We start from the raw sequence: 20,524 nt of genomic DNA, 5'->3' as shown, positions 1-20,524 counted from the left end.
GGTCTGGTTGTGAGCCGCGCCTGCTGCTGACTTCGCGTTGTCAGCAGGCCCGCCTCACAATCGCTGCATGGCCCGCCCATCGGATTCCGCTGCCCTCCCCGACCGCCTGATCGCGCATCTGGACATGGATGCCTTCTACGCTTCGGTGGAGCTGCTGCGCTATCCCGAGCTGAAGGGGCAGGCCGTAGTGATCGGAGGCCGTCGTGCCCATGAGCCCAAGACCTTGGCAGACGGCACGCGCCAGTACGCCAGGCTGCGCGACTACACCGGCCGCGGCGTGGTCACCACCTCAACCTATGCGGCGCGCGATCTGGGAGTGTTCTCCGCGATGGGCCTGATGAAGGCGGCGCTGCGAGCGCCCGACGCTGTCCTGCTGCCCACGGACTTCGACGCCTATCGCAAATACTCCCGCCTGTTCAAGGCGGCCGTGGCCGAAATCGCGCCGGTGATCGAGGATCGCGGCATCGACGAGATCTATATCGACCTCAGCGAGGTCGCTGGCATCCGTGAGCCGGTCGGGCACGACCCCTTGGGCGGCGTGCGCGCGGTGGCGCGTGACATCAAAAATTCTGTGCAGCGGGCAACCGGCCTGAGCTGCTCGATCGGTATCACCCCCAACAAGCTACTGTCCAAGATCGCCTCGGAACTGGACAAGCCCGATGGCATCACCATCTTGATGGCCGAGGAGATCCAGGCCCGCATCTGGCCCCTGGGCGTGCGCAAGATCAACGGTATCGGCCCGAAGGCAGCCGCCAAGCTACAGGGCCTGGGCATCGAGACCGTCGGCCAGTTGGCTGCCGCCGAGCCGGCCTGGCTGGTCCAGCAGTTCGGCAAGAGTTATGGCGGCTGGCTGCACGAGGCCGCCCACGGGCGCGACGCACGTCCGGTAGTCACCCACAGCGAGCCGGTCTCGATCAGCCGCGAAACCACCTTCGAGCGCGATCTGCATGCAGTGCATGACCGCGCCGAACTTTCGGCCATCTTCAGCCGGCTATGCGAGCAACTGGCCAGCGATCTGCTGCGCAAGGGCTATCTGGGGCGCACCGTGGGCATCAAGCTGCGTTTTGAGGGCTTTGTCACCGTCACCCGCGATTTGACCTTGGATGCGCCGATTGCCGACTTCGCCGCGCTGCGGCAGGCGGCCGGCTCCTGCCTGAAGCGGGTCGACCTGAGTAAGCGCCTGCGCCTGATCGGCGTACGCGTTGGCAGCTTGTCCCGGCCGGGCGAGGCAGCCGGCGCGGCACCGGCCAGGCGCAACAACGAGCCTCGGCTGGAAAGCCTGGAGCTGTTCTAAGGCCGGCGTCGCAGTACCAGCTCGTAGAGCGCCTGGGCCGCTGTGCTCAGTTCGCGGTCTCGCCGTCGCACAAGGAACAGCTGCCGGTCGCCCAACCCTCGCCAACGCAGCTCACGCGTGGTCAGCTCCGGCTGCCTGAAGTGAAACAGGCTGAAGGCCGGCACCACCGACAGGCCCAGCCCAGCGCGCACCATGCCCATCACGGTGGCCAGTTGCTCAACCTCCATCAGCGTCTGCAGCTGCAAGGGATGGACGGCCGCGTCCAGCAGCTGGCGCACGCTGCTATGGCGGGCCAAGTGGATGAACGCAAAGGGCAGCAGATCGCGCGGCTTCAGGCTGGTGCGCGACAACAGCTCGTGGCCCTGCGGACAGACCAGATGAAAGCGGTCGCTGGCAAAAGGCTCGGCGCGCAGCTCGGGCGTATCGGCCCGCACTGCAGCGATCGCGAAATCGGCCTGGCCCTCGCGCACCCGCTGCAAACAGGGCTCGCTGAGCACATCGGCCACCTGTAGTGCGATACCCTGATGGGCGGAGCGGAACTCGCTGAGCAGGCCCGGCAACCAGCCCGCTGCCAGCGAGGGCAACAAGGCTAGCGAGACCTGGCCGCGGCGCAGCTGGGCATGGTCGCGCACCTCGGACAGCGCCTGACTCAGCTGAGCCAGCAGTGGCGCGGCGCTGCGCTCGAACACCTGACCCTCCACCGTCAATGCGACATGGCGGGTGCTGCGCTCGAACAGGCGCGCGCCGACCGCCGCCTCCAGGCCCTGGATGAGCGCGCTGAAGGCCGGCTGCGAAAGATGACAGTGCACGGCGGCCTGGGTGAAGCTGCGCAGCCGCGCCAAAGCGACGAAGGCCTGCAGCTGACGGCTGGAGATGCTGGTCGAAGAAGCGGAATCGTCATTCATCTGAATTTCAGAATAACCGATCTGAACAATCGAATTCACAGCTCAGACGCCAGAGCCTAGAGTCGGCTCCATGGATGCAACAAAAACCGCTGTGTTGCGCGTGGCCTCGGCCGCCGGCTTTTCCGGTGATCGCAGCGATGCGGCCCTGCCCCTGGTGCGCGAGCTGCAGGCGCGCGGCGGGCCGGCCGTGCTGATTTTCGAGACCTTGGCCGAGCGCACGCTGGCACTGGCCCAGCTGGCGCGCCGCGCCGACCCCGAGAGCGGCTATGAGCCACTGCTCGACGAACTCCTGCGCCCCGTGCTGGCCGACTGCCTGGCCAGCGGCATCGCCATCGTCAGCAATTTCGGCGCCGCCAATCCGCGCGGCGCGGCACGGCGCATCCGCGCACTGGCTGCCGAGCTTGGCCTGGCGCCGCCGCGCATCGCCATCGTGCTCGGTGATGACCTGAGCGGCACGGCCCAGCGCCCCCTGCTCGAGAAAGCGCTGGGCGTGACCGACAGCTCGACCTGGGTTTCGGCCAATGCCTACCAGGGCGCGGCGCAGATCGCTGAGGCGCTGCGGGCCGGTGCGCAGATCGTCGTCTGCGGCCGGGTCGCCGACCCGGCGCTGGTGCTAGGCCCGGCGATGGCTCACTTCGGCTGGGCACCGGATGACTGGGACCGGCTGGCGCGCGGCACGATGGCCGGCCATCTGCTGGAATGCGGCGCCCAGGTCAGCGGCGGCTACTACGCCGACCCAGGCTACAAGGACGTGCCAGGTCTTGCCCAGCTGGGCTACCCGATTGCCGAGATCGATGCCGACGGCGGCTGTCTAATCACCAAGCCGCCCGGCAGCGGCGGCCGCATCGACTGCCACACTGTCACCGAACAGCTGCTCTACGAGCTGCACGACCCGGCCGCCTATCTGACGCCCGATGTCATTGCAGACGTCAGCGAGGCCGAGCTGCACGAGGAAGGGCCAGACCGGGTGCGCCTGAGCGGCGTGCGCGGCCACCCCCGGCCGGCCAGCCTCAAGGTCAATGTCTGCCAGCCCAGCGGGTGGCTGGCCGAGGGCGAGATCTCCTACGCCGGCCCGCGCGCCGAGGGCCGCGCACGGCTTGCGGCCCAGGTGCTGCGCGAACGCCTGCCCGCGCTGGCCTTAAGGGTCGATCTGATCGGCGTGGCCAGCCTTCTGGGTGATGACGCCGGCAACTGGCTGGACGCACAGCCGGTGGGTGCGGCACGCGATGTGCGCCTGCGCATCGCGGCCGAGCATGCCGACAAGGCCACGGCCGAGCGCCTGTGCCGCGAGCTCAATGCCCTCTACACATGCGGCCCAGCGGGCGGTGGCGGCGTGCGCACCGCGCTGCGCCAGCGCCTGGCGCTGGCCTCCTGCTTGCTGCCGCGCGAGGCCGCGCCGGCCTGGTTTGAGTTCCTGGAATGAGGGAGGTGAAGCGATGAGCCATGAACACAAAGTCCCGCTCTACCGCCTGGCCCACAGCCGTAGTGGAGACAAGGGCAACCGCAGCAATATCAGCGTGATCGCCTGGCATGCAGAGCTGTGGCCGCTGCTGGTCGAGCAGCTAACACCCGAGGCAGTCGCCGCGCATTTCGCGCACCGCCGCCCTCAAGGCGTGCAGCGCTATCTGCTGCCCCGGCTCTGGGCCATGAATCTGGTGCTGGACGAAGTGCTGGACGGCGGCGTCAACGGTGCGCTCAACCTCGATGCGCATGGCAAGGCGCTGAGCTACTGGCTGCTAGACATGGAGCTGACAGTGCCTGCGGCCCTGCAGCCGCTGCTGCTGCCCGAGCCGATTTGAAGAATTTCAACAAGGAGACAAGCGAGATGACGATCAAAACTTTCAAGCGCCTGGCCCTGATGCTGGCCGCTCTGTCACTGAGCTCTGCGGCGCTGGCCCAGACCTACCCGACCAAGCCGCTTACCTTTGTCGTGCCCTTTGCGGCAGGCAGCGCCACCGATCAATTGGCCCGCGCGCTGGGCCAGAGCCTGACCGAGCAAAGCAAGCAGACCGTGATAGTCGACAACAAGGCCGGCGCCAGCGGCATGTTGGCGGCGCAGGCGGTGGCGCGCGCCCCGGCCGACGGCTACACGGTGCTGATCACGACCAACACCACCCACGCGGCCAATGAGCATCTGTACAAGAAGCTGGGCTACGATCCGGTTAAGGACTTCGCGCCGATCACCGCTCTGGGCAAGGGCGGGCAGGTACTGGTCGTCAACCTCGCCTCGCCCTACAAGAGCGTGGCCGAGCTGCTAGCCCAGGCTCGCAAGACGCCGGGCAAGCTCAGCTTCGGCAGCGGCAGCTCGTCGAGCCGGGTGGCCGGCGAGATGCTGCAACAGTTGGCCGGTGTTCAGCTGCTGCATGTGCCGTACAAGAGCAATCCGCAGGCGGTCACCGACCTGCTGGGCGGCCAGATTGATCTGATGATCACCGATACCGCCACCGGCCTGCCCCAGATCCGGGGCGGCAAACTGCGCGGCCTGGCCGTCTCGATCAACAAGCGCATGGCCCTGCTGCCCGAGCTGCCCACGATTGCCGAGGCTGGCGTTCCGGGCTATGACATGGGCTACTGGTTTGCCGCCTACACGCCCGCCGGCACGCCGCCGGCCGTGGTGCAGCGATTGCAGGAGCTGCTGTCCAAGGCGGTGCAGAGTCCTGCCGCCAAGAGCTTCTTCGAGAGTAGCGGCGCCGAGCCCTACACCACCACACCCGAGGGCCTGGCCCAGTTCCAGCGCGAGGAAGCCCTCAAATGGGGCCGCATCATCAAGGCGGCGGGGATCGAGGCCGAGTAGGCAGGGACCACATCCAGGCCGCCACCCCCGCGCAGCAGGCCCCGGGTACCCAGCACCAGGCCAGCGGTAGCAGATAGGCCGCCCAGAGCGAGCTCAGCGCCATCATCGCGGTGGCGAACTGTTTGGCACGCAAAGGGATGGCGCGGGTGGCACGCCAGTCGCGCACGACTGGCCCCAGACGCGGATGGTTCAGCAGCCAGTCTTCGCAGCGCCGGCTGCCGCGGGAGAAACAGAAGGCGGCCAGCAGCACGAAGGGCGTGGTCGGCAGCAGCGGCAGGAAAATGCCGACGATGCCCAGCAGCAGGCACACGCCGCCGGCCAGCAGCCACAGGGCGCGCAACCAGGTGGGGCGTCGGGACAGTACCAGCTCGGTCGAGGTCATCGGCCAAATCTTCGCACAGGGCTACAGTGCAGCCATGAACGAGCCCGCCGACCTGCGTTATCCCTCCATCGACGCCCTGCGCGCCTTCGAGGCTGCCGCCCGGCTGGGCAGTCTGGAGCGGGCCGCCGAGGCCTTGTGCATCAGCGCCAGCGCGGTGTCCAAGCGCCTGACGGCGCTGGAGGAGCTGCTGGGCATGCCGCTGCTGATGCGCGCCGGCAAGCAGCTCAGCCCCAGCCCCGCCGGAAAGGAGTATCTGCAGCAGGTGCGTGGCGTACTGGCCGCGCTGGCCGCCATGCCCTTGCACCAGCGCGCGGCACAGCGCCAGCAGCGGCTGCGCATCACCGTGCCACCAACCTTCGCGCGCCAGATCTTGGTGCCGGCACTGCCCGGCTTCAGCGCTGCCCATCCCGAGCTGGAGCTCGAACTGGTGCTGAGCATCCCGTTTCTGGAAGAGACAGCACCCGAAGCCGATGTCGAGATCCGCAATGCCGAGCTCGCTGTGGGTCAGGTTTTGCTGATGGACAGCGTCACGCCGATGGCCGCCCCCGCCTTGCTCGAACGCTTGCCGGCACTGGCTCGGCCAGCCGACCTGGCGGCCGCGCCGCTGCTGCGCACGCCCTTGCAGCCCTGGGCGCCCTGGCTGCGCGCGGCCGGTCTGGACTGGCCGGAGCCGAGCCAGGGCACACGCTTTGTCGACCTGGGCCTGACGCTGGAAGCCGCCGTCTGTGGTCAGGGCGTAGCGCTGGCCAGACCCAGCTTGGCCCTACCCTATTTGCGCAGCGGCGCGCTGATCCGCCTGTTCCCGCTGAGCGTGCCGGCCGACAAGCCTTACGGCCTGCTGCAGCACAGCGACAGTGATGCCGCCGAGTCCTTTGCCGCCTGGCTGCACGCACATTGCCGACAGCTGGCTGAAGAAATTTCCGCGCTAGCCTGAACAAGATTCCGCAGCCACCTGCATCGGCTGGTCTAGCATGCGCCATCAAATCAAGGAGACAGCGTCCATGCCCGTGATCACCTGCATCGAAGACCTGCGCACGCTGGCCCAGCAACGGGTACCGCGCATGTTCTACGACTATGCCGATTCGGGCAGCTGGACCGAGAGCACCTACCGCGCCAACAGCGCCGACTTCCAGGCCATCAAGCTGCGCCAGCGCGTCGCCGTCAACATGGAGAACCGCAGCTGCGCCACCACCATGGTGGGCCAGGCGGTCAAGATGCCGGTGGCCATCGCGCCGGTGGGACTGACCGGCATGCAGCATGCCGACGGCGAGATACTGGCCGCGCGGGCGGCCGAAAAATTCGGCGTTCCCTTTACCTTGTCGACGATGAGCATCTGCTCTATCGAGGACATCGCCGAGAACACCAGCGCGCCCTTCTGGTTTCAGCTCTACATGATGCGCGACCGCGAGGCGATGGCCCGCATGATCGAACGCGCCCGCGTCGCACGCTGCAGCGCCCTGGTGCTGACGCTGGACCTGCAAGTGATCGGTCAGCGCCACAAAGACCTGAAGAACGGCCTGACCGCACCGCCCAAGCCCACCTTGCGCAATCTGATCAATCTGGCGAGCAAGCCGCGCTGGTGCCTGGGCATGGCCGGCACACGCCGCCACACCTTCCGCAATCTGGTCGGCCATGTGAAGGGCGTCAGCGATATGCGTTCGCTGGCGGCCTGGACCAATGAGCAGTTCGACCCGCGCCTGTCCTGGGCCGATGTGGCCTGGGTCAAGGAACGCTGGGGCGGCAAGCTGATACTGAAGGGCATCATGGACGTGGAGGACGCCGAGTTGGCCGTTGCCAGCGGCGCTGACGCCATCGTCGTCAGTAACCATGGCGGCCGCCAGCTCGACGGCGCGCCCTCCAGCATCGCGGCCCTGCCGGCCATCGTCGCAGCCGTGGGCTCGCGCATCGAGGTCTGGATGGACGGCGGCATACGCGGCGGCCAGGATGTGCTGAAGGCCTGGGCGCTGGGGGCCCGCGGCACGATGATTGGCCGCGCGATGGTGTATGGGCTCGGCGCCATGGGCGAGGCCGGCGTCACCCGCGCGTTGGAGATCCTTTACAAGGAGCTGGATGTCACGATGGCCTTCTGCGGCCATACGCAGCTCAGCCAGGTGGGCCGCGACATCCTGCTGCCCGGTACCTTTCCCCAACCCTAGAATCGCCGGATGTCTGAATTCCATCCGCAGACCGCCATCGTTCTGGCGGTCTTTTTCATTGTCTATCTGGGCATGATCCTGGGCGGCCTGCCCAGACTGCATCTGGACCGCACCGGTGTGGCCTTGCTGGGCGCCATCGCCATCGTCGGCTTCGAGGTAATGACGCCCGAGCAGGCCGCCCAGTCCATCCACCTGCCCACCATCCTGCTGCTGTTCTCCTTCATGGTCATCTCGGCGCAGATGCGGCTGGGCGGCTTTTACGATGCAGTGACGCGCCGCATCGCCGAGCTGCCGCTGGGCTCAATGGGGCTGATGGGCGTGATCATCGCCGTCTCGGCCCTGCTGTCGGCGGTGTTCTCCAACGATATCGTTTGCCTGGCGATGGCGCCGGTGCTGGCTGAGGTCTGCCTACGCCGTCGGGTCGACCCGATTCCCTTTTTGCTGGGCCTGGCCTGCGCCAGCAATATCGGCTCGGCCGCCACATTGATTGGCAACCCACAGAACATGCTGATCGGCGAGGTGTTGCGCCTGCCTTTCGCGGCCTATCTATGGCAGGCCCTGCCGCCGGTGGTGGCCGGCCTGCTGGCGCTGTGGGCGCTGCTGGCCTGGCCGCTACGCCGCCCGGCCGCGCCGCTCCAAGCCAGCCCGGCCCAGCTGCAGGCGCTGCAGACCGAAGCCGCGCCCCTGGACCGCTGGCAGACCGCCAAAGGCCTGATCGTCGCGCTGGCACTGGTGGCGATCTTTCTGTTCACCGACTGGCCGCGCGATGTGGCGGCTTTGGTCGGCGCCGGCCTGCTGCTGTTGAGCCAGCGCTTTCACTCCTCCAAGGTGATGGGCCTGATCGACTGGGAGCTGCTGATCCTGTTCATGGGCCTGTTTATCGTCAATCATGCGCTGGAGCTGACCGGGCTGACCCAGCAGGCTGTGGCCTGGCTGGCCGCGCAGGGCATAGACCTGAGTCAGCCGCTGGCGCTGTTCATCGCGACGCTGAGCCTGTCCAATCTGGTCTCTAACGTGCCGGCCGTGATGCTGCTGCTGCCGGCCGCCGAGGGTGCACATGCCGGCGCCACGCTGGCCCTGGTCAGCACCATGGCCGGCAATCTGCTGATCGTCGGCTCGATCGCCAACATCATCGTCGTCGATGCCGCGCGGCGCTGCGGCGTCGACATCGACTGGCGTCGCCATGCCCGCACCGGCGTGCCAGTGACGGTGGTGACTCTGGCGATCACCGCGCTGTGGGTGGCGCGTTTCTGACTATCGTCAGCGGGCCCTACCCCAGAGCAACGCTTGTAGACGTTCTTCCCAAAGCGGGAAACTCGAGTAGCGCCCGGGGTGCGCGGCCGGATCGGCGCCGGTGCCGCCGATCGCATAGGTGATGCCATGGCCGGTGGCCGGATCCAGCAGCAAGCCGGAATGCAAACCGTAGGCAAAGCCCAGATGACCCCAGGCCTGCTGGCCGCCGGTCTCAACCAGCCGATCCCCGCGCCCGCCTTGGCTTCGATCAATGAAGTGCTGGACACCCAGGCCCCAGGCCTGAAACAGCCCACCCAGCGAGTCGCCATTGGGCGCCGCCGCCGCATAGCGCCACTGCTCGCTGAACAAGGCCTGTACCGAGGCAGGCTGCAGAAATCGCCGTCCCTGGTGGCGCCCGCCGGCGGCCAGCATCGCCGCGACTGCGCCTAGATCGGCCACCCGCGTGCGCAGCCGCCCCTGCGGGCCGAACAGCGAGCCATTGCTGCCGAGCACATAGCCCTCCAGTCCGCTAGGCGTCGCCGGACGCTGGCCGCGGAAGTCATCGGTCTGCACGACCCAATGACCAGCGGTGTGCCAGCGCGCCTCGTCATCGGTGGCGCGTTTGCGGTACAGAGTGGCGAGATTCACCAGCTCGGCCGCGCTCAACTCGCTGGGCTCGAAACCGCCGGCCAGTTCCAGCGGCGAGAACACTTGCTCGCGCATCAGCGCATCGAAGCGCTGGCCGGCGGCGCGCTCCATCACACTGGCGATCACGCCATAATTCAGATTGCAGTATTCGAAGTACGCGCCCGGCTTTTGTTCGGGCGGCGACCAGGACTCGCCGCGCCCGAAATGCGCACCGCCCGACACCAGCTTGGACGTCAGCGTCTGCCCTGCCGTCAAGTAGGCCCCGCCGGCATCGCGCAAGCCGGCGCGATGGCTCAGCAGCAGACGCAGGCTCAGGCGCTGCGCCGGGAACGCCGGATGGCGCAGCGTAAAACCCAAGGCGTCACCGATGTCGGCATCCAGGTCCAGAACGCCGGCCTCGACCAGGCGCATCACACCCAACGCAACGACCAGCTTGCTGACCGAGGCAACGCGAAACAAGGTATCACGGGTGACAGGCAAGTCCTGACCCCGGTCCTCGCCCGGCGCGACCCAGCGACGACCGAACTGGCCTTCGAAGACCGGCTGTCCGGCGCGCATCACCAGCACCGACAGGCTGGCCAGCGGGTACTGCGGATCATCGAGAAGGTCTTGCAGCCGGGCAGACAGCCACGCGTCACTGCCGCGATCAGTCGCACAGCCGGGCATCGCACAGAGCAACGCTCCCGTCTTCAGCAGACGGCGGCGCCGCACATCGGGGCGTAGAGGGTTCTCAGGCATGGCTGCAGTGTGCCCAGCCTGACGCGCCGGATGGCTGAGATTCTGTGCCCCGGCCATGCATGGCGGTTATGAGCTGGTCCGCAGCGCGCGCTCAAGCCGACTGTTTCTTCGCCACGAGTGTCAGGATGTCATAGCTGGCCACCAACTCGCCACGCTGGTTCATCACCTGCACATCCCAGGCCACCACGCCCTGTGGCGGCTGGTCCGCGCGATTGCCGCGGTCGATGCGCCGCTTGCAGGTTAGCCGGGCTTGGATGGTGTCGCCGATGGCCACCGGGTTGACGAAACGCAGCGTGTCAAGGCCGTAGTTGGCAAGCACCGGTCCCGGGGCCGGCGATACGAACAGCCCGGCCGCCGCGCTGAGCACGAAGTAGCCGTGCGCGATCCGCTGGCCGAACTGGGTGTCCTTGGCCGCGATCTCGTCGAAATGCATATAAAAGAAATCGCCCGAGATGCCGCCGAAGTTGACGATGTCGGCCTCGCTGACGGTGCGCCGGTGCGTTAGCAGCGAGTCGCCAACGCGAATCTCCTCGAAATACTTGCGGAAGGGGTGGACGACGTCTTCCTGCACCTGGGCACCGCGCTGGTACTCCCCGGTGATGGCGGTCAACATGGTCGGCGAGCCCTGCACCGCACAGCGCTGCAGATAGTGCTTGACGGCTCGGATGCCACCCAGTTCCTCACCGCCGCCAGCACGGCCCGGACCACCATGCTTGAGCGCCGGCATCGGCGAGCCGTGGCCGGTGGATTCCTTGGCAGCCTCGCGGTCGAGGATGTGCAGGCGGCCATGGAAGGCGCCGGCGTGATAGACCGCCTGGGCCGCAATCGCCGGGCTCTTGGTGACGACGGAGCCGACCAGGCTGCCACGGCCCTTGGCGGCCAGGACCAGGGCCTCATCCAGATCGCCATACGGCATCAGCGTGGAGACAGGGCCGAAGGCCTCGAGCTCATGCACCGCTGGATTGCTGAAGGCATTGCGGCACAGCAGCAGGGTCGGTGCAAAGAAGGCGCCATCGCCGACGCCCTCGCCGATGGGCGCAAAGCCGTCGCGCTCGCCGAACACGATCTCGTTGCCAGCACTCAGCTGGGCCAGGCGTGCGGCCACATCGGCCTGCTGCTCCTTGGAGGCCAGCGCACCCATGCGCACGCCCTCGACGGCAGGGTCGCCGACCCGGATCTTGGCCAGACGTTCACGCAGCATCGCCGCCACGGCGTCGATATGGCGGGCCGGCACGATGGCGCGACGGATTGCCGTGCACTTCTGGCCGGCCTTGGCGCTCATCTCACGCGCCACTTCCTTGACGAAGAGTTCGAACTCCGGATCACTCGGCTCCACATCGGGCGCCAGGATGGCGCAGTTCAGGCTGTCAGCCTCGGCATTGAAGGGGATGCTGCGGGCCACGATGTTCTTGTTGACCTTGAGCATAGCGGCGGTGTCGGCCGAGCCGGTGAAGGTCACCACATCGGTCTCGCTCAAGCGGTCTAACAAATCGCCGGAACTGCCGACGATCAGCTGCAGCGCGCCAGCCGGCAGCAGGCCCGACTCATGGATCAGGCGCACGCAGGCCTCGGCAACAAAGCTGGTGGCGGTGGCCGGCTTCACGATGCAAGGCATACCCGCCAGAAAGCTGGGAGCGAACTTTTCCAGCATGCCCCACATTGGGAAATTGAAGGCATTGATATGCACGGCCACGCCGCGCTTGGGCACCAGCACATGGGAGCCGATGAAGCTGCCCTCGCGACCCAGCGCCACGGCTGGGCCTTCGTGAACGATATTGCTGGAGGGCAGCTCGCGCCGTCCGGTGCTGGCGTAGGCAAACAGGGTGCCGGTACCGCCTTCGATATCGATCCAGCTGTCCGCGCGGGTGGCACCGGTATGCGCCGAGACAGCGTACAGCTGCTCTTTGCGCTCCACAAGATAGGCGGCCAGGGCCTTCAGGATGGCAGCGCGCTGCTGGAAGTCCAGCTTCAGCAGCGCGGGCAAGGCGTGACCTCGGGCGTAGGCCAGCGATTCGGCGAAGTCCAGGCTCTCGGCATGGGTGTGGGCGACGGCACGGCCATTGATGGCGCTATGCAGGCTACGGCCCTGCTCGACCCCCACCCAGCGGTTGGCGATCAGGCTTTGGAGGATGGGAGTACTCATGACGTTCTCAGCAAATAAGGCAGACTTGAACCAGGATATCGGGCGGAAAAAGACGTCAAGAGCGGGCTGAGATCAGCCCGCTCAGCGGTCAGAAGCCAGTCCGATCAGGGCTGGTATTTCCAGGCGCCGTTCTCGATCTTGACCATCACGCGGGCGCGCTGATCCAGGCCCAGGTGGTCAGTGGGCGACATATTGAACACGCCATGCGCACCGGGCAACTCCTTAACCGATTCAAGCGCGTCGCGCAGCGCAGCACGGAATGCCGGCGTGCCAGGCTGGGCGCCGCTCTTCAGCGCAACCGGAACGGCGGCCTGCAGCAGCAGACCGGCATCCCAGGCATGGCCGCCGAAGGTCGAGACGCTGCCCTTGCCAAAGGCCGCTTCGTACTTGGCGATATAGGCCAGCGCGCTCTTCTTTACCGGGTGGCTGGCCGGCAATTGGGCAGCAACCAGCACCGGTCCAGAAGGCAAGAAGGTGCCTTCAACGTCCTTACCACCGACGCGCAGGAAGTCATTATTGGCTACACCATGGGTCTGGTAGTACTGACCCTTGTAGCCGCGCTCCTTGAGCGCCTTCTGCGGCAGCGCGGCCGGCGTGCCGGAGCCACCGATCAGCACTGCATCGGGCTTGGCCGCCACCAGCTTCAGCACCTGGCCGGTGACCGAGGTGTCGTTGCGGTTGTAGCGCTCGTTGGCAACGATCTTCAGGCCCTTGATCGCGGCGATCTTGGCGAATTCCTGATACCAGCCCTCGCCGTAGGCATCGGCAAAGCCGATATAGGCGGCGGTCTTGGCCCCGTTATCCACCATGTGCTGAACGATGGCCAGGGCCATCATGATGTCATTCTGCGGCGTCTTGAAAACCCACTTCTTCTTCGCATCCATCGGCTCGACGATGCGGGCCGAGGCAGCCATCGAAATCATCGGCGTGCTCGCCTCGGAGACGGCGTCGATCATCGCCAGCGAGTTCGGTGTCACGGTGGAGCCCACCACCACATCGACCTTGTGCTCGGTGATCAGCTTGCGGGTATTGGAGACCGCCGCCGTGGTGTCCGACGAGTCGTCGAGCACGATGTAGTTGATCTTCTGGCCCGCGATCGTGGTGGGCATCAGCGTGATGGTGTTCTTCTCCGGGATGCCCAGCGAGGCGGCGGCACCTGTGGCCGACACCGTCACGCCGACATTGATGTCGGCCTGCGCGGCAAAGGCCACGGCAGCAGCGGCCAGGGCCACCAGATTCTTGATCATGTTGTTGCGCTTCATCGTCATCGTCTCCAAGGGTTTGTTTTGCACTGACTCAACTACTCAACAAGAGCGGCCGGCTTGCTGGCCTGCACCGCGCCCAATCCACCAAAGAACAGGTCGGCCACCATCGGCGCCACCGATTCGTAACTCAATTCACCGTCGGGCCGCAGCCAGGTGAAGGTCCAGTTGATCATGCCAAACAGCAGCATGGTCAACGGCTTGTGCAGGCGCGCGGCCTGCAGCTCCGGGCGAACTGCGGCCACCGCCTCTGCAAACGCTGCCACCACCTGGCGCTCGACGAGCAGCAGGCGCTCGCGGTCGGCATCGTCGAGGAACTTCACATCCTCGGTCAGCACTCGGTGCTGGTGCTGCGCCTCGCCATACTCCCGCACAAAGCGCGCAATCAGCGCACGCAGATGCGGCTCAGGAGCCAGGTCTTGCGCGCGCACCTCCTCGACCAGACCGGCCAAGCTCTGCACATGGCTCTCGCAGATCTGCATCAAGAGCTCATGTTTGTCGCGCACGTAGTGATAGAGCGTCGGCTTGGAAACCTCGCAGGCCTCGGCCACCTCGTTCATTGAGGTACCAGGATAGCCCTTGCGCGCGAACAGTCGCGCGGCGGCGGCGAGGATTTCCTCGCGAGTGGATTCAAAACCTGGGGCGCGTCCTCGGGCCATGTGCGTGTTCGTGTGCTCAGCGTTCGTCGAATGAAATCACCACACGCGACGTTAGCGCATGGGCTTGGCAGCTGAGGATAAAGCCGGCCGCCAGCTCTTTCTTGTCGAGCGCGAAATTCTTGTCCATGCGCACCTCGCCCTCGATCAGCTTGCAACGGCAGGTCGAGCAAACCCCGCTCTTGCACGAAAACGGCACGTCCATGCCGGCGCGAGCCGCAGCATCCAGAATGCTGGGGTCGGTCTTGCTGAACTCGATTTCCCGGCTGACGCCGTCGCGGATCACCGTGATGCGGGCGCTGTCGGCATCACCCTCGCGCACCTCATGCGGCGCCGGCTTGCCGGTCTGCATCTCGACCGTTCCGAAGCGCTCGATATGGATACGCTCCTCGGGAACGCCGGCGCCAAGCAGCGCTGCCTCGACCTCGTCATTCATCTGGAAGGGGCCGCAGACGAAGACCTGGTCGATGCTGGCAGCCGGCACCAGGGTCTGCAAGAACTCGGTGATCTTGGCGCGGTCCATGCGGCCGGCCATCAGCGGTGAATCGACCGCCTCGCGTGAGAACACATGGTGCAGCGACAGCCGGGTCAGATACTGGTTCTTCAGGTCCTCGATCTCTTCCTTGAACATCGTCGAGGCCTGGCGGCGGTTGCCATAGATCAGCGTGAAGCGCGACAGAGGCTCACGCGCCAGAACCGTCTTCATGATGGACAGGATGGGCGTGATGCCCGAGCCGGCGGCGATGCCGACATAGTGGCGGCGCACGGCCGCGTCCAGCGGCGCAAAAAAGCGGCCCTGCGGCGGAAAGACCTGGATCTCGTCGCCGGCCTTCAGGGCTTGGTGGACCCAAGACGAGAAGACTCCGCCGTCGACCTTGCGCACGCCAACACGCAGCTCGCCGTCATCGACGCCGGCGCAGATCGAGTAGGAGCGGCGCAGATCCTGGCCGGCGACCTCCTGGCGCAGGGTCAGGTACTGCCCCTGGGTGAAGCGGAAGGTCTCGGCCAGCGCAGAGGGCACCTCGAAGCTGACGATGACGGCTTCATCAGTGTCGGCCTTGACCTCGCGCACGCGCAACGGATGGAAGTGGAGGCTCATAGCGGTTTGAAATGCTCAAAAGGTTCGCGGCAGGCCATGCAGCGGTACAGCGCCTTACAGGCGGTGGAGCCGAAGGCCGAGAGTTTTTCGGTCTGCTCGCTGCCGCAGCGTGGGCAGGCCAGCTTGGTCAGCGAGGCGCGGTGCACCAGCCGGATCGGCTGGCCCTGCCCGGCGGCGACCGGACCCGGCGGAGCAATGCCATAAGCGCGCAGCTTCTCGCGGCCAGCGTCGCTGATCCAGTCGGTGGTCCAGGCCGGGGCGCGCTGCATCGTGATCTCGATCTCGCCGAAGGCGGCCAGCGCGGCGCGCACATCGTCCTGGATCAGCTCGGTGGCCGGGCAGCCCGAGTAGGTGGGCGTCAGCACCACCTCCAGGCCGCCGGCGGTTTCCTTCAGATCGCGCACGATGCCCAGCTCGCACAGGCTGATCACCGGTACCTCGGGGTCCGGCACTTGGCGCAGTACCTCCCAGGCGGCTTCCAGCCGACCGCAGGCCGGGCCGTGCGCGGTTGCCATCACCAACGGCCTCCGGGGTAGGCGCGCTGCAGATACTGCATCGTCGCGAGCATATGGCCCATATGCTCGCTGTGGATGCCTCGACGGCCCTGGCTCTGATAGGGGCTGTCCTTGGGGCAGGCCAGGCCGGCATCGGCCAGCACCTCAGCCATCTGGGCCTGCCATGCGGGCTTCAGCTCGGACCATGCGGGGCCCAAGCCCTGCTCGGCCGCAGCAGCGTCGACCGCATCGCTGTCGAACAGCTCGTTGAAGTAGGGCCAGAGGCTGGCCAGCGCGGCCTGCATGCGGGCCGCGGACTCCTGGGTGCCGTCGCCCAGGCGCACGACCCAATCGGCCGCATGCTGCTGGTGATAGGCGGCTTCCTTGACTGCCTTGCCGGCGATCGCCGCCAGCTCGGCATCGCTGGAGGTCTGCAAACGCTGCCACAGCAGCAGCAGCCAGGTCGCGACTGCGAAGTTGCGCAGCTGGGTGTAGGCGAAATCACCGCGCGGCAGCTCCATCAGCACCGGGTTCAGGTACTGGCGCTCGTCGCGAAGAAAGGCCAGCTGGTCTTCGTCATGACCCTGGCCGTCGAGCTTGGCGGCATGTGTCAGCAGACCGCGGGCCTGACCCAAGAGGTCCAACGCCATATTCGATAGCGCGAGGTCTTCCTCAAGGATAGGCGCGTGGCCGCACCATTCTGAAATGCGCTGGGCCAGCACCAGGCAGCTATCGCCCAGCCGGAGCAGGTACTGGACTTGGGGACTGGCCCCGACTTGGATCGATGCAGTCATGACATTACATGTGGTTCAGCGATTCGGGCAGCTCGTAGAAGGTCGGGTGGCGGTACACCTTGTCTTCCATCGGGTCGAAATACATGCCCTTTTCCCCCGGGTCGCTAGCCACGATCTGGCTGGACAGCACCACCCAGATGCTGGTGCCTTCCTGGCGCCGGGTATAGACATCACGCGCCATCTGCAGCGCCATCTTGGCGTCGGCTGCGTGCAGGCTGCCGCAGTGCTTGTGGTCCAGGCCAGCCTTGTTACGCACGAACACTTCCCACAGCGGCCATTCGTTCTGGGTTGAGGTATTGCTAGTCATGCTGCTTGTTCCTTGGTTGCTTGCTTGCGCGCATGGGCCAGCGCGGCCTCGCGCACCCAGGCACCGTCGTCCCAGGCCTTGACGCGGGCGCCCAGGCGCTCGCGGTTCATCGGGCCGTCGCCGTTGACAACGCGCCAGAACTCGGACCAGTCGATCGCACCGAAGTCGTGCTCGCCGCGCTCGGCATTCCATCTCAGGTCAGGGTCAGGCAAGGTGACGCCGAGGATTTCCGCCTGCGGCACCGTGGCGTCGACAAACTTCTGGCGCAGCTGGTCATTGGTGATGCGCTTAATACCCCAGCGGATCGACTGCTCGGAGTTCGGCGAGTCCTTGTCGGCCGGGCCGAACATCATCAGCGAGGGCCACCACCAGCGGTTCACCGCGTCCTGCACCATGGCCTTCTGCTGCGCCGTGCCTTCGCGCATGATCACTAGCAGACTCTCGTAGCCCTGGCGCTGGTGGAAGCTCTCCTCGCGGCAGACGCGTATCATCGCCCGCGCATACGGCGCATAGGAACAGCGGCACAGCGGCACCTGGTTCATGATGGCCGCGCCGTCCACCAGCCAGCCGATCACGCCGATATCGGCCCAGGTGACGGTGGGGTAGTTGAAGATCGAGCTGTACTTGGCCTTGCCCGAGTGCAACGCATCCAGCATCTGGTCGCGACTGGTGCCCAGAGTCTCGGCGGCCGAGTACAGATACAGGCCGTGGCCGGCCTCGTCCTGCACCTTGGCCAGCAGAATCGCCTTGCGCTTCAGGGTCGGTGCACGCGTGATCCAATTGCCCTCGGGCAGCATGCCGACGATCTCGCTGTGCGCATGCTGGCTGATCTGGCGCACCAGGGTCTTGCGGTAGTGGTCCGGCATCCAATCCTTGGCCTCGATGAAGTCGCCGGCGTCGATGCGGGCCTCGAAGGCCGCCTCGCGCTGCATCTCCTCGGCGCTCTTGATCTTGCTGGAGCCCGTGTCTTGCGGGCCTACGGACATCGCTTGGGTGTACATGAGTGAAGCTCCTTACTTCGGGCGCTGGTCGATCACGCGGCGAGCCTTGCCCACCAGCGTGCGTTCGATCGAATCGGGGGCGCCGATATGAACCTTGGTGCTGACGCCGATCAGGGTTTTGATGCGGTGCTGCAGCGATTTGGCAATGGCGCCGACATCGGCCGCACCGACCGCCGTCTGCTGCAACTCGCAGCGCACCTCGACTGCATCGAGCAAGCCTTCGCGGCTGACGACGATTTGGTACTGGCCGCTGAGCTGAGCCTCCTGCAGCACCAGCTCCTCGATCTGGGTCGGGAACAGATTGACGCCGCGGATGATCAGCATATCGTCGCTTCGGCCGACGATCTTGCCCATGCGGCGCATGCTGCGCGAGGTCGGTGGCAGCAGCCGCGTCAGGTCGCGGGTGCGGTATCGGATGATGGGCAGGGCTTCCTTGGAGAGCGAGGTGAAGACCAGCTCGCCCTCCTCGCCGTCGGCCACCGGCTCGCCGGTCTCGGGGTTGATGATCTCGGGATAGAAGTGATCTTCCCAGATCACCGGGCCGTCTTTGGACTCGATGCACTCGTTGGCAACACCTGGCCCCATCACCTCGGACAAGCCGTAGATGTCCACGGCGTCGATTCCGGCCTTGGCCTCGATCTCGCGGCGCATCGCCTCGGTCCAGGGCTCGGCACCAAAGATGCCGACCTTCAGCGAGGATTCGCGCGCGTCCAGGCCCTGGCGATTGAACTCCTCGATGATCACCTGCATATAGCTGGGCGTGACCATGATGATGTCGGGCCGGAAGTCCTGGATCAGCTGGACTTGCTTCTCAGTCTGGCCACCGGACATCGGGATCACGGTGCAGCCAGCGCGCTCGGCGCCGTAATGCGCGCCCAGGCCGCCGGTGAAAAGGCCATAGCCGTAGGCGATATGGATGATGTCGCCGGGTCGCCCGCCCGAGGCGCGGATCGAGCGGGCCACCAAGTTCGCCCAGGTATCGATGTCCTTGGCGGTGTAGCCGACCACGGTAGGCTTGCCGGTTGTGCCCGATGAGGCGTGGATGCGCGAGACCTGCTGGCGCGGCACGGCGAACATGCCGAAGGGGTAGTTGTCGCGCAGGTCCTTCTTGGTCGTGAACGGAAATTTGGCGATGTCGGCCAGGCTCTTCAGATCCGAGGGGTGCACTCCCTGGGCATCGAAGGCGTCCTTGTAATGCGGCACGTTCTCGTAGGCATGCTGCAGGCTCCACTTCAGGCGCTGCAGTTGCAGGGCTTGCAGCTCATCTAGGCTGGCACGCTCGATAGGCTCCAGATCACCGGGGGCTGGCATTTTGACGGTCATTCAGAGACTCCTTGAACGATGGGCTTGCCCTTGATCCTGTAGGACTTGCCGCGAAACACGGCCACCAGCTCCTCGCGCTGGTTGCGCACGGTGATGTCGTAGACGCCGGTGCGCCCGGCCAGATGCACTTCTTCGCCGATGGCGGTCAGCCGATCGCCCAGCCTGCCGGGCGCGACGATGTCGACGGTAAAGCCTGAGGCGACGGTGAGCTCATTGTGCGAGTTGCAGGCAAAGGCAAAGGTCGAGTCGGCCAAGGTGGTGATCAGCCCGCCGTGGCAGATCTCAAAGCCGTTGAGCATGTCCTCGCGCACCGTCATGGCCAGCGTGGCTCGACCGGGAGCGATGGACAGGATCTCCATCCCGAGTGCCTTGCTGGCACGGTCGTTCGCGAACATCGCGTCGCGGACGGCTTCGGCAACTTGTTGTGCATTCATGGGCTGTCAGCGGTCCGTGAACGTGGGCTTGCGCTTTTGCAAAAAGGCGGCCGTGCCTTCCAGGTAGTCGGGACTGAACCCCAGCCTGCTCTGTAACTGCGACTCGTTCTTCAGGGCAGACTCGTAGTCCATCAGCAGGCTGTCGTCCAGGGCCCGACGCGTCGCGGCCAGGGCTTTGACCGGCATCTGCGCGAGCTTCTGCGCCAGCGCCTGAGCCGTGGCGGCCAAGTCGGCGTCGGGCACGGCGCGGTAGATCAGGCCCATCGCTTGCGCCTCGATGGCCGGCAGCTTGTCTCCCAACAAGGCCAGCTCCAGCGCCTTGGCGCGGCCAACCAGACGCGGCAGCAGCCAAGTGCCACCACAGTCTGGTACCAGGCCGATCTTTGAGAAAGCCTGGATGAAGCTCGCACCCTCGCCCGCCAGCACCAGATCGCAGCTCAGCGCCAGGCTGGCGCCCGCGCCGGCAGCCACGCCGTTGACCGCGGCGATCACCGGAATCGGCATGCTGCGCAAGCGCAGCGCCAGCGGGATGTAGTAGTTATCGAGCAGATGGCCGATGTCCTTGGGTGTCTCGCCCGGTTCCAGCGGCGGTTTGATCAAGGGGTCAGACAGGTCCTGGCCGGCACTGAAACCGCGCCCCGCGCCGGTGATCACGACGCAGCGCACCGTGCCGTCCTCGGCGGCGGCCTCCAGGGCCTGGCGCAACTGCACCAGCAGTGCGGTGGTGAACGCATTCAGCGCCGCAGGGCGATTCAGCGTCAGGGTGCGCACGGCGCCCTCTTGGCTGATCAGCAGCAAGGCCTCGGTGGTGACTGTCATCGTGTTTGTCTCACTCCATCGCTGTCGGCCAAACACTCTTGA

At 66.1% G+C, this 20,524-nt stretch carries 21 protein-coding genes; 7 read left to right on the top strand and 14 right to left on the bottom strand.

Annotated elements, in window-relative coordinates:
* The first annotated feature begins 67 nt into the window (after positions 1-67).
* Complete coding sequence (locus OOZ63_RS13405) at positions 68-1,294, top strand: DNA polymerase Y family protein (RefSeq protein WP_266006011.1); 1,227 nt, start codon at positions 68-70, stop codon at positions 1,292-1,294.
* Here OOZ63_RS13405 and OOZ63_RS13400 read toward each other — a convergent pair.
* The gene (locus tag OOZ63_RS13400; RefSeq protein ID WP_266006009.1) at positions 1,291-2,199 is read right to left on the bottom strand and encodes a LysR family transcriptional regulator; all 909 of its coding nucleotides are present in this window, start codon (positions 2,197-2,199) and stop codon (positions 1,291-1,293) included. The two genes, OOZ63_RS13405 and OOZ63_RS13400, sit on opposite strands and share 4 nt — an antisense overlap.
* 70 nt (positions 2,200-2,269) lie before the next feature.
* On the opposite strand from OOZ63_RS13400, the gene OOZ63_RS13395 reads away from it, so the two are divergent.
* The 3 genes from OOZ63_RS13395 to OOZ63_RS13385 are packed head-to-tail and all read left to right on the top strand — an operon-like array spanning position 2,270 to position 4,993.
* Complete coding sequence (locus OOZ63_RS13395) at positions 2,270-3,622, top strand: acyclic terpene utilization AtuA family protein (protein WP_266006008.1); 1,353 nt, start codon at positions 2,270-2,272, stop codon at positions 3,620-3,622.
* 13 nt (positions 3,623-3,635) lie between these two features.
* On the top strand, positions 3,636-3,998 hold the full coding sequence (locus OOZ63_RS13390) for a hypothetical protein (protein ID WP_266006007.1): 363 nt from the start codon (positions 3,636-3,638) through the stop codon (positions 3,996-3,998).
* A 26-nt stretch (positions 3,999-4,024) separates the two neighbouring features.
* Complete coding sequence (locus tag OOZ63_RS13385) at positions 4,025-4,993, top strand: Bug family tripartite tricarboxylate transporter substrate binding protein (RefSeq protein WP_266006006.1); 969 nt, start codon at positions 4,025-4,027, stop codon at positions 4,991-4,993.
* Here OOZ63_RS13385 and OOZ63_RS13380 read toward each other — a convergent pair.
* On the bottom strand, positions 4,965-5,375 hold the full coding sequence (locus OOZ63_RS13380) for a YbaN family protein (RefSeq protein ID WP_266006005.1): 411 nt from the start codon (positions 5,373-5,375) through the stop codon (positions 4,965-4,967). The two genes, OOZ63_RS13385 and OOZ63_RS13380, sit on opposite strands and share 29 nt — an antisense overlap.
* A 34-nt stretch (positions 5,376-5,409) precedes the next feature.
* Here OOZ63_RS13380 and OOZ63_RS13375 point away from each other — a divergent pair, with 34 nt between their 5' ends.
* The 3 genes from OOZ63_RS13375 (at position 5,410) to OOZ63_RS13365 (ending at position 8,785) form a co-directional block, all read left to right on the top strand.
* A complete protein-coding gene (locus tag OOZ63_RS13375) occupies positions 5,410-6,309 on the top strand; it encodes a LysR family transcriptional regulator (RefSeq protein WP_266006004.1) in 900 nt (299 codons plus the stop codon).
* Between the two features lie 67 nt (positions 6,310-6,376).
* A complete protein-coding gene (locus OOZ63_RS13370) occupies positions 6,377-7,531 on the top strand; it encodes an alpha-hydroxy acid oxidase (protein WP_266006003.1) in 1,155 nt (384 codons plus the stop codon).
* Positions 7,532-7,540: 9 nt separating this feature from the next.
* Positions 7,541-8,785, top strand: coding sequence for an anion transporter (locus OOZ63_RS13365; protein ID WP_266006002.1), 1,245 nt, complete (start codon positions 7,541-7,543; stop codon positions 8,783-8,785).
* A gap of 6 nt (positions 8,786-8,791) precedes the next feature.
* Here OOZ63_RS13365 and OOZ63_RS13360 read toward each other — a convergent pair whose 3' ends face one another.
* The 12 genes from OOZ63_RS13360 to OOZ63_RS13305 all read right to left on the bottom strand — a co-directional run bounded on the left by OOZ63_RS13360 (position 8,792) and on the right by OOZ63_RS13305 (position 20,482).
* Positions 8,792-10,150 carry a serine hydrolase domain-containing protein gene (locus OOZ63_RS13360; RefSeq protein WP_266006001.1) on the bottom strand — a complete coding sequence of 453 codons (1,359 nt, stop codon included), beginning with the start codon at positions 10,148-10,150 and terminating at the stop codon, positions 8,792-8,794.
* A 91-nt stretch (positions 10,151-10,241) separates the two neighbouring features.
* On the bottom strand, positions 10,242-12,293 hold the full coding sequence (gene paaZ / locus OOZ63_RS13355) for a phenylacetic acid degradation bifunctional protein PaaZ (protein ID WP_266006000.1): 2,052 nt from the start codon (positions 12,291-12,293) through the stop codon (positions 10,242-10,244).
* A gap of 104 nt (positions 12,294-12,397) precedes the next feature.
* Positions 12,398-13,555 carry an ABC transporter substrate-binding protein gene (locus OOZ63_RS13350; RefSeq protein WP_266005999.1) on the bottom strand — a complete coding sequence of 386 codons (1,158 nt, stop codon included), beginning with the start codon at positions 13,553-13,555 and terminating at the stop codon, positions 12,398-12,400.
* A gap of 38 nt (positions 13,556-13,593) precedes the next feature.
* Positions 13,594-14,214, bottom strand: coding sequence for a TetR/AcrR family transcriptional regulator (locus OOZ63_RS13345; protein ID WP_137941898.1), 621 nt, complete (start codon positions 14,212-14,214; stop codon positions 13,594-13,596).
* A gap of 16 nt (positions 14,215-14,230) precedes the next feature.
* The gene (gene paaE, locus OOZ63_RS13340; protein ID WP_266005998.1) at positions 14,231-15,310 is read right to left on the bottom strand and encodes a 1,2-phenylacetyl-CoA epoxidase subunit PaaE; all 1,080 of its coding nucleotides are present in this window, start codon (positions 15,308-15,310) and stop codon (positions 14,231-14,233) included.
* Entirely contained in the window at positions 15,307-15,825 is a 519-nt protein-coding gene (gene paaD / locus OOZ63_RS13335; protein ID WP_266005997.1) for a 1,2-phenylacetyl-CoA epoxidase subunit PaaD, read from the bottom strand. The genes paaE and paaD overlap by 4 nt, the downstream gene beginning before the upstream one ends.
* A complete protein-coding gene (gene paaC / locus OOZ63_RS13330) occupies positions 15,825-16,598 on the bottom strand; it encodes a 1,2-phenylacetyl-CoA epoxidase subunit PaaC (protein ID WP_266005995.1) in 774 nt (257 codons plus the stop codon). Before paaC ends, paaD begins: the two co-directional genes overlap by 1 nt.
* A gap of 4 nt (positions 16,599-16,602) precedes the next feature.
* On the bottom strand, positions 16,603-16,905 hold the full coding sequence (gene paaB / locus OOZ63_RS13325; RefSeq protein ID WP_266005993.1) for a 1,2-phenylacetyl-CoA epoxidase subunit PaaB: 303 nt from the start codon (positions 16,903-16,905) through the stop codon (positions 16,603-16,605).
* Positions 16,902-17,906, bottom strand: coding sequence for a 1,2-phenylacetyl-CoA epoxidase subunit PaaA (gene paaA / locus OOZ63_RS13320; protein WP_266005992.1), 1,005 nt, complete (start codon positions 17,904-17,906; stop codon positions 16,902-16,904). Before paaA ends, paaB begins: the two co-directional genes overlap by 4 nt.
* 12 nt (positions 17,907-17,918) lie before the next feature.
* Positions 17,919-19,229: a phenylacetate--CoA ligase PaaK gene (gene paaK / locus OOZ63_RS13315; protein ID WP_266005991.1), complete on the bottom strand. Its 1,311-nt coding sequence runs from the start codon at positions 19,227-19,229 to the stop codon at positions 17,919-17,921.
* Complete coding sequence (paaI, locus tag OOZ63_RS13310) at positions 19,226-19,663, bottom strand: hydroxyphenylacetyl-CoA thioesterase PaaI (RefSeq protein ID WP_266005990.1); 438 nt, start codon at positions 19,661-19,663, stop codon at positions 19,226-19,228. Before paaI ends, paaK begins: the two co-directional genes overlap by 4 nt.
* Positions 19,664-19,669: 6 nt before the next feature.
* Positions 19,670-20,482 carry an enoyl-CoA hydratase-related protein gene (locus OOZ63_RS13305; protein ID WP_266005989.1) on the bottom strand — a complete coding sequence of 271 codons (813 nt, stop codon included), beginning with the start codon at positions 20,480-20,482 and terminating at the stop codon, positions 19,670-19,672.
* Positions 20,483-20,524: the final 42 nt, after the last annotated feature.

Source organism: Paucibacter sp. PLA-PC-4 (genome assembly GCF_026241155.1).
Lineage (GTDB): Bacteria > Pseudomonadota > Gammaproteobacteria > Burkholderiales > Burkholderiaceae_C > Roseateles_E.
This window is presented reverse-complemented; position numbering and strand designations above follow the sequence as displayed.

What these genes read in the sequence shown, in the direction of transcription:
- OOZ63_RS13405 (WP_266006011.1), top strand. Translation starts at nt 68, where the DNA reads ATGGCCCGCCCATCGGATTCCGCTGCCCTCCCCGACCGCCTGATCGCG.
- OOZ63_RS13400 (WP_266006009.1), bottom strand. Translation starts at nt 2,199, where the DNA reads ATGAATGACGATTCCGCTTCTTCGACCAGCATCTCCAGCCGTCAGCTG.
- OOZ63_RS13395 (WP_266006008.1), top strand. Translation starts at nt 2,270, where the DNA reads ATGGATGCAACAAAAACCGCTGTGTTGCGCGTGGCCTCGGCCGCCGGC.
- OOZ63_RS13390 (WP_266006007.1), top strand. Translation starts at nt 3,636, where the DNA reads ATGAGCCATGAACACAAAGTCCCGCTCTACCGCCTGGCCCACAGCCGT.
- OOZ63_RS13385 (WP_266006006.1), top strand. Translation starts at nt 4,025, where the DNA reads ATGACGATCAAAACTTTCAAGCGCCTGGCCCTGATGCTGGCCGCTCTG.
- OOZ63_RS13380 (WP_266006005.1), bottom strand. Translation starts at nt 5,375, where the DNA reads ATGACCTCGACCGAGCTGGTACTGTCCCGACGCCCCACCTGGTTGCGC.
- OOZ63_RS13375 (WP_266006004.1), top strand. Translation starts at nt 5,410, where the DNA reads ATGAACGAGCCCGCCGACCTGCGTTATCCCTCCATCGACGCCCTGCGC.
- OOZ63_RS13370 (WP_266006003.1), top strand. Translation starts at nt 6,377, where the DNA reads ATGCCCGTGATCACCTGCATCGAAGACCTGCGCACGCTGGCCCAGCAA.
- OOZ63_RS13365 (WP_266006002.1), top strand. Translation starts at nt 7,541, where the DNA reads ATGTCTGAATTCCATCCGCAGACCGCCATCGTTCTGGCGGTCTTTTTC.
- OOZ63_RS13360 (WP_266006001.1), bottom strand. Translation starts at nt 10,150, where the DNA reads ATGCCTGAGAACCCTCTACGCCCCGATGTGCGGCGCCGCCGTCTGCTG.
- paaZ (WP_266006000.1), bottom strand. Translation starts at nt 12,293, where the DNA reads ATGAGTACTCCCATCCTCCAAAGCCTGATCGCCAACCGCTGGGTGGGG.
- OOZ63_RS13350 (WP_266005999.1), bottom strand. Translation starts at nt 13,555, where the DNA reads ATGAAGCGCAACAACATGATCAAGAATCTGGTGGCCCTGGCCGCTGCT.
- OOZ63_RS13345 (WP_137941898.1), bottom strand. Translation starts at nt 14,214, where the DNA reads ATGGCCCGAGGACGCGCCCCAGGTTTTGAATCCACTCGCGAGGAAATC.
- paaE (WP_266005998.1), bottom strand. Translation starts at nt 15,310, where the DNA reads ATGAGCCTCCACTTCCATCCGTTGCGCGTGCGCGAGGTCAAGGCCGAC.
- paaD (WP_266005997.1), bottom strand. Translation starts at nt 15,825, where the DNA reads ATGGCAACCGCGCACGGCCCGGCCTGCGGTCGGCTGGAAGCCGCCTGG.
- paaC (WP_266005995.1), bottom strand. Translation starts at nt 16,598, where the DNA reads ATGACTGCATCGATCCAAGTCGGGGCCAGTCCCCAAGTCCAGTACCTG.
- paaB (WP_266005993.1), bottom strand. Translation starts at nt 16,905, where the DNA reads ATGACTAGCAATACCTCAACCCAGAACGAATGGCCGCTGTGGGAAGTG.
- paaA (WP_266005992.1), bottom strand. Translation starts at nt 17,906, where the DNA reads ATGTACACCCAAGCGATGTCCGTAGGCCCGCAAGACACGGGCTCCAGC.
- paaK (WP_266005991.1), bottom strand. Translation starts at nt 19,229, where the DNA reads ATGACCGTCAAAATGCCAGCCCCCGGTGATCTGGAGCCTATCGAGCGT.
- paaI (WP_266005990.1), bottom strand. Translation starts at nt 19,663, where the DNA reads ATGAATGCACAACAAGTTGCCGAAGCCGTCCGCGACGCGATGTTCGCG.
- OOZ63_RS13305 (WP_266005989.1), bottom strand. Translation starts at nt 20,482, where the DNA reads ATGACAGTCACCACCGAGGCCTTGCTGCTGATCAGCCAAGAGGGCGCC.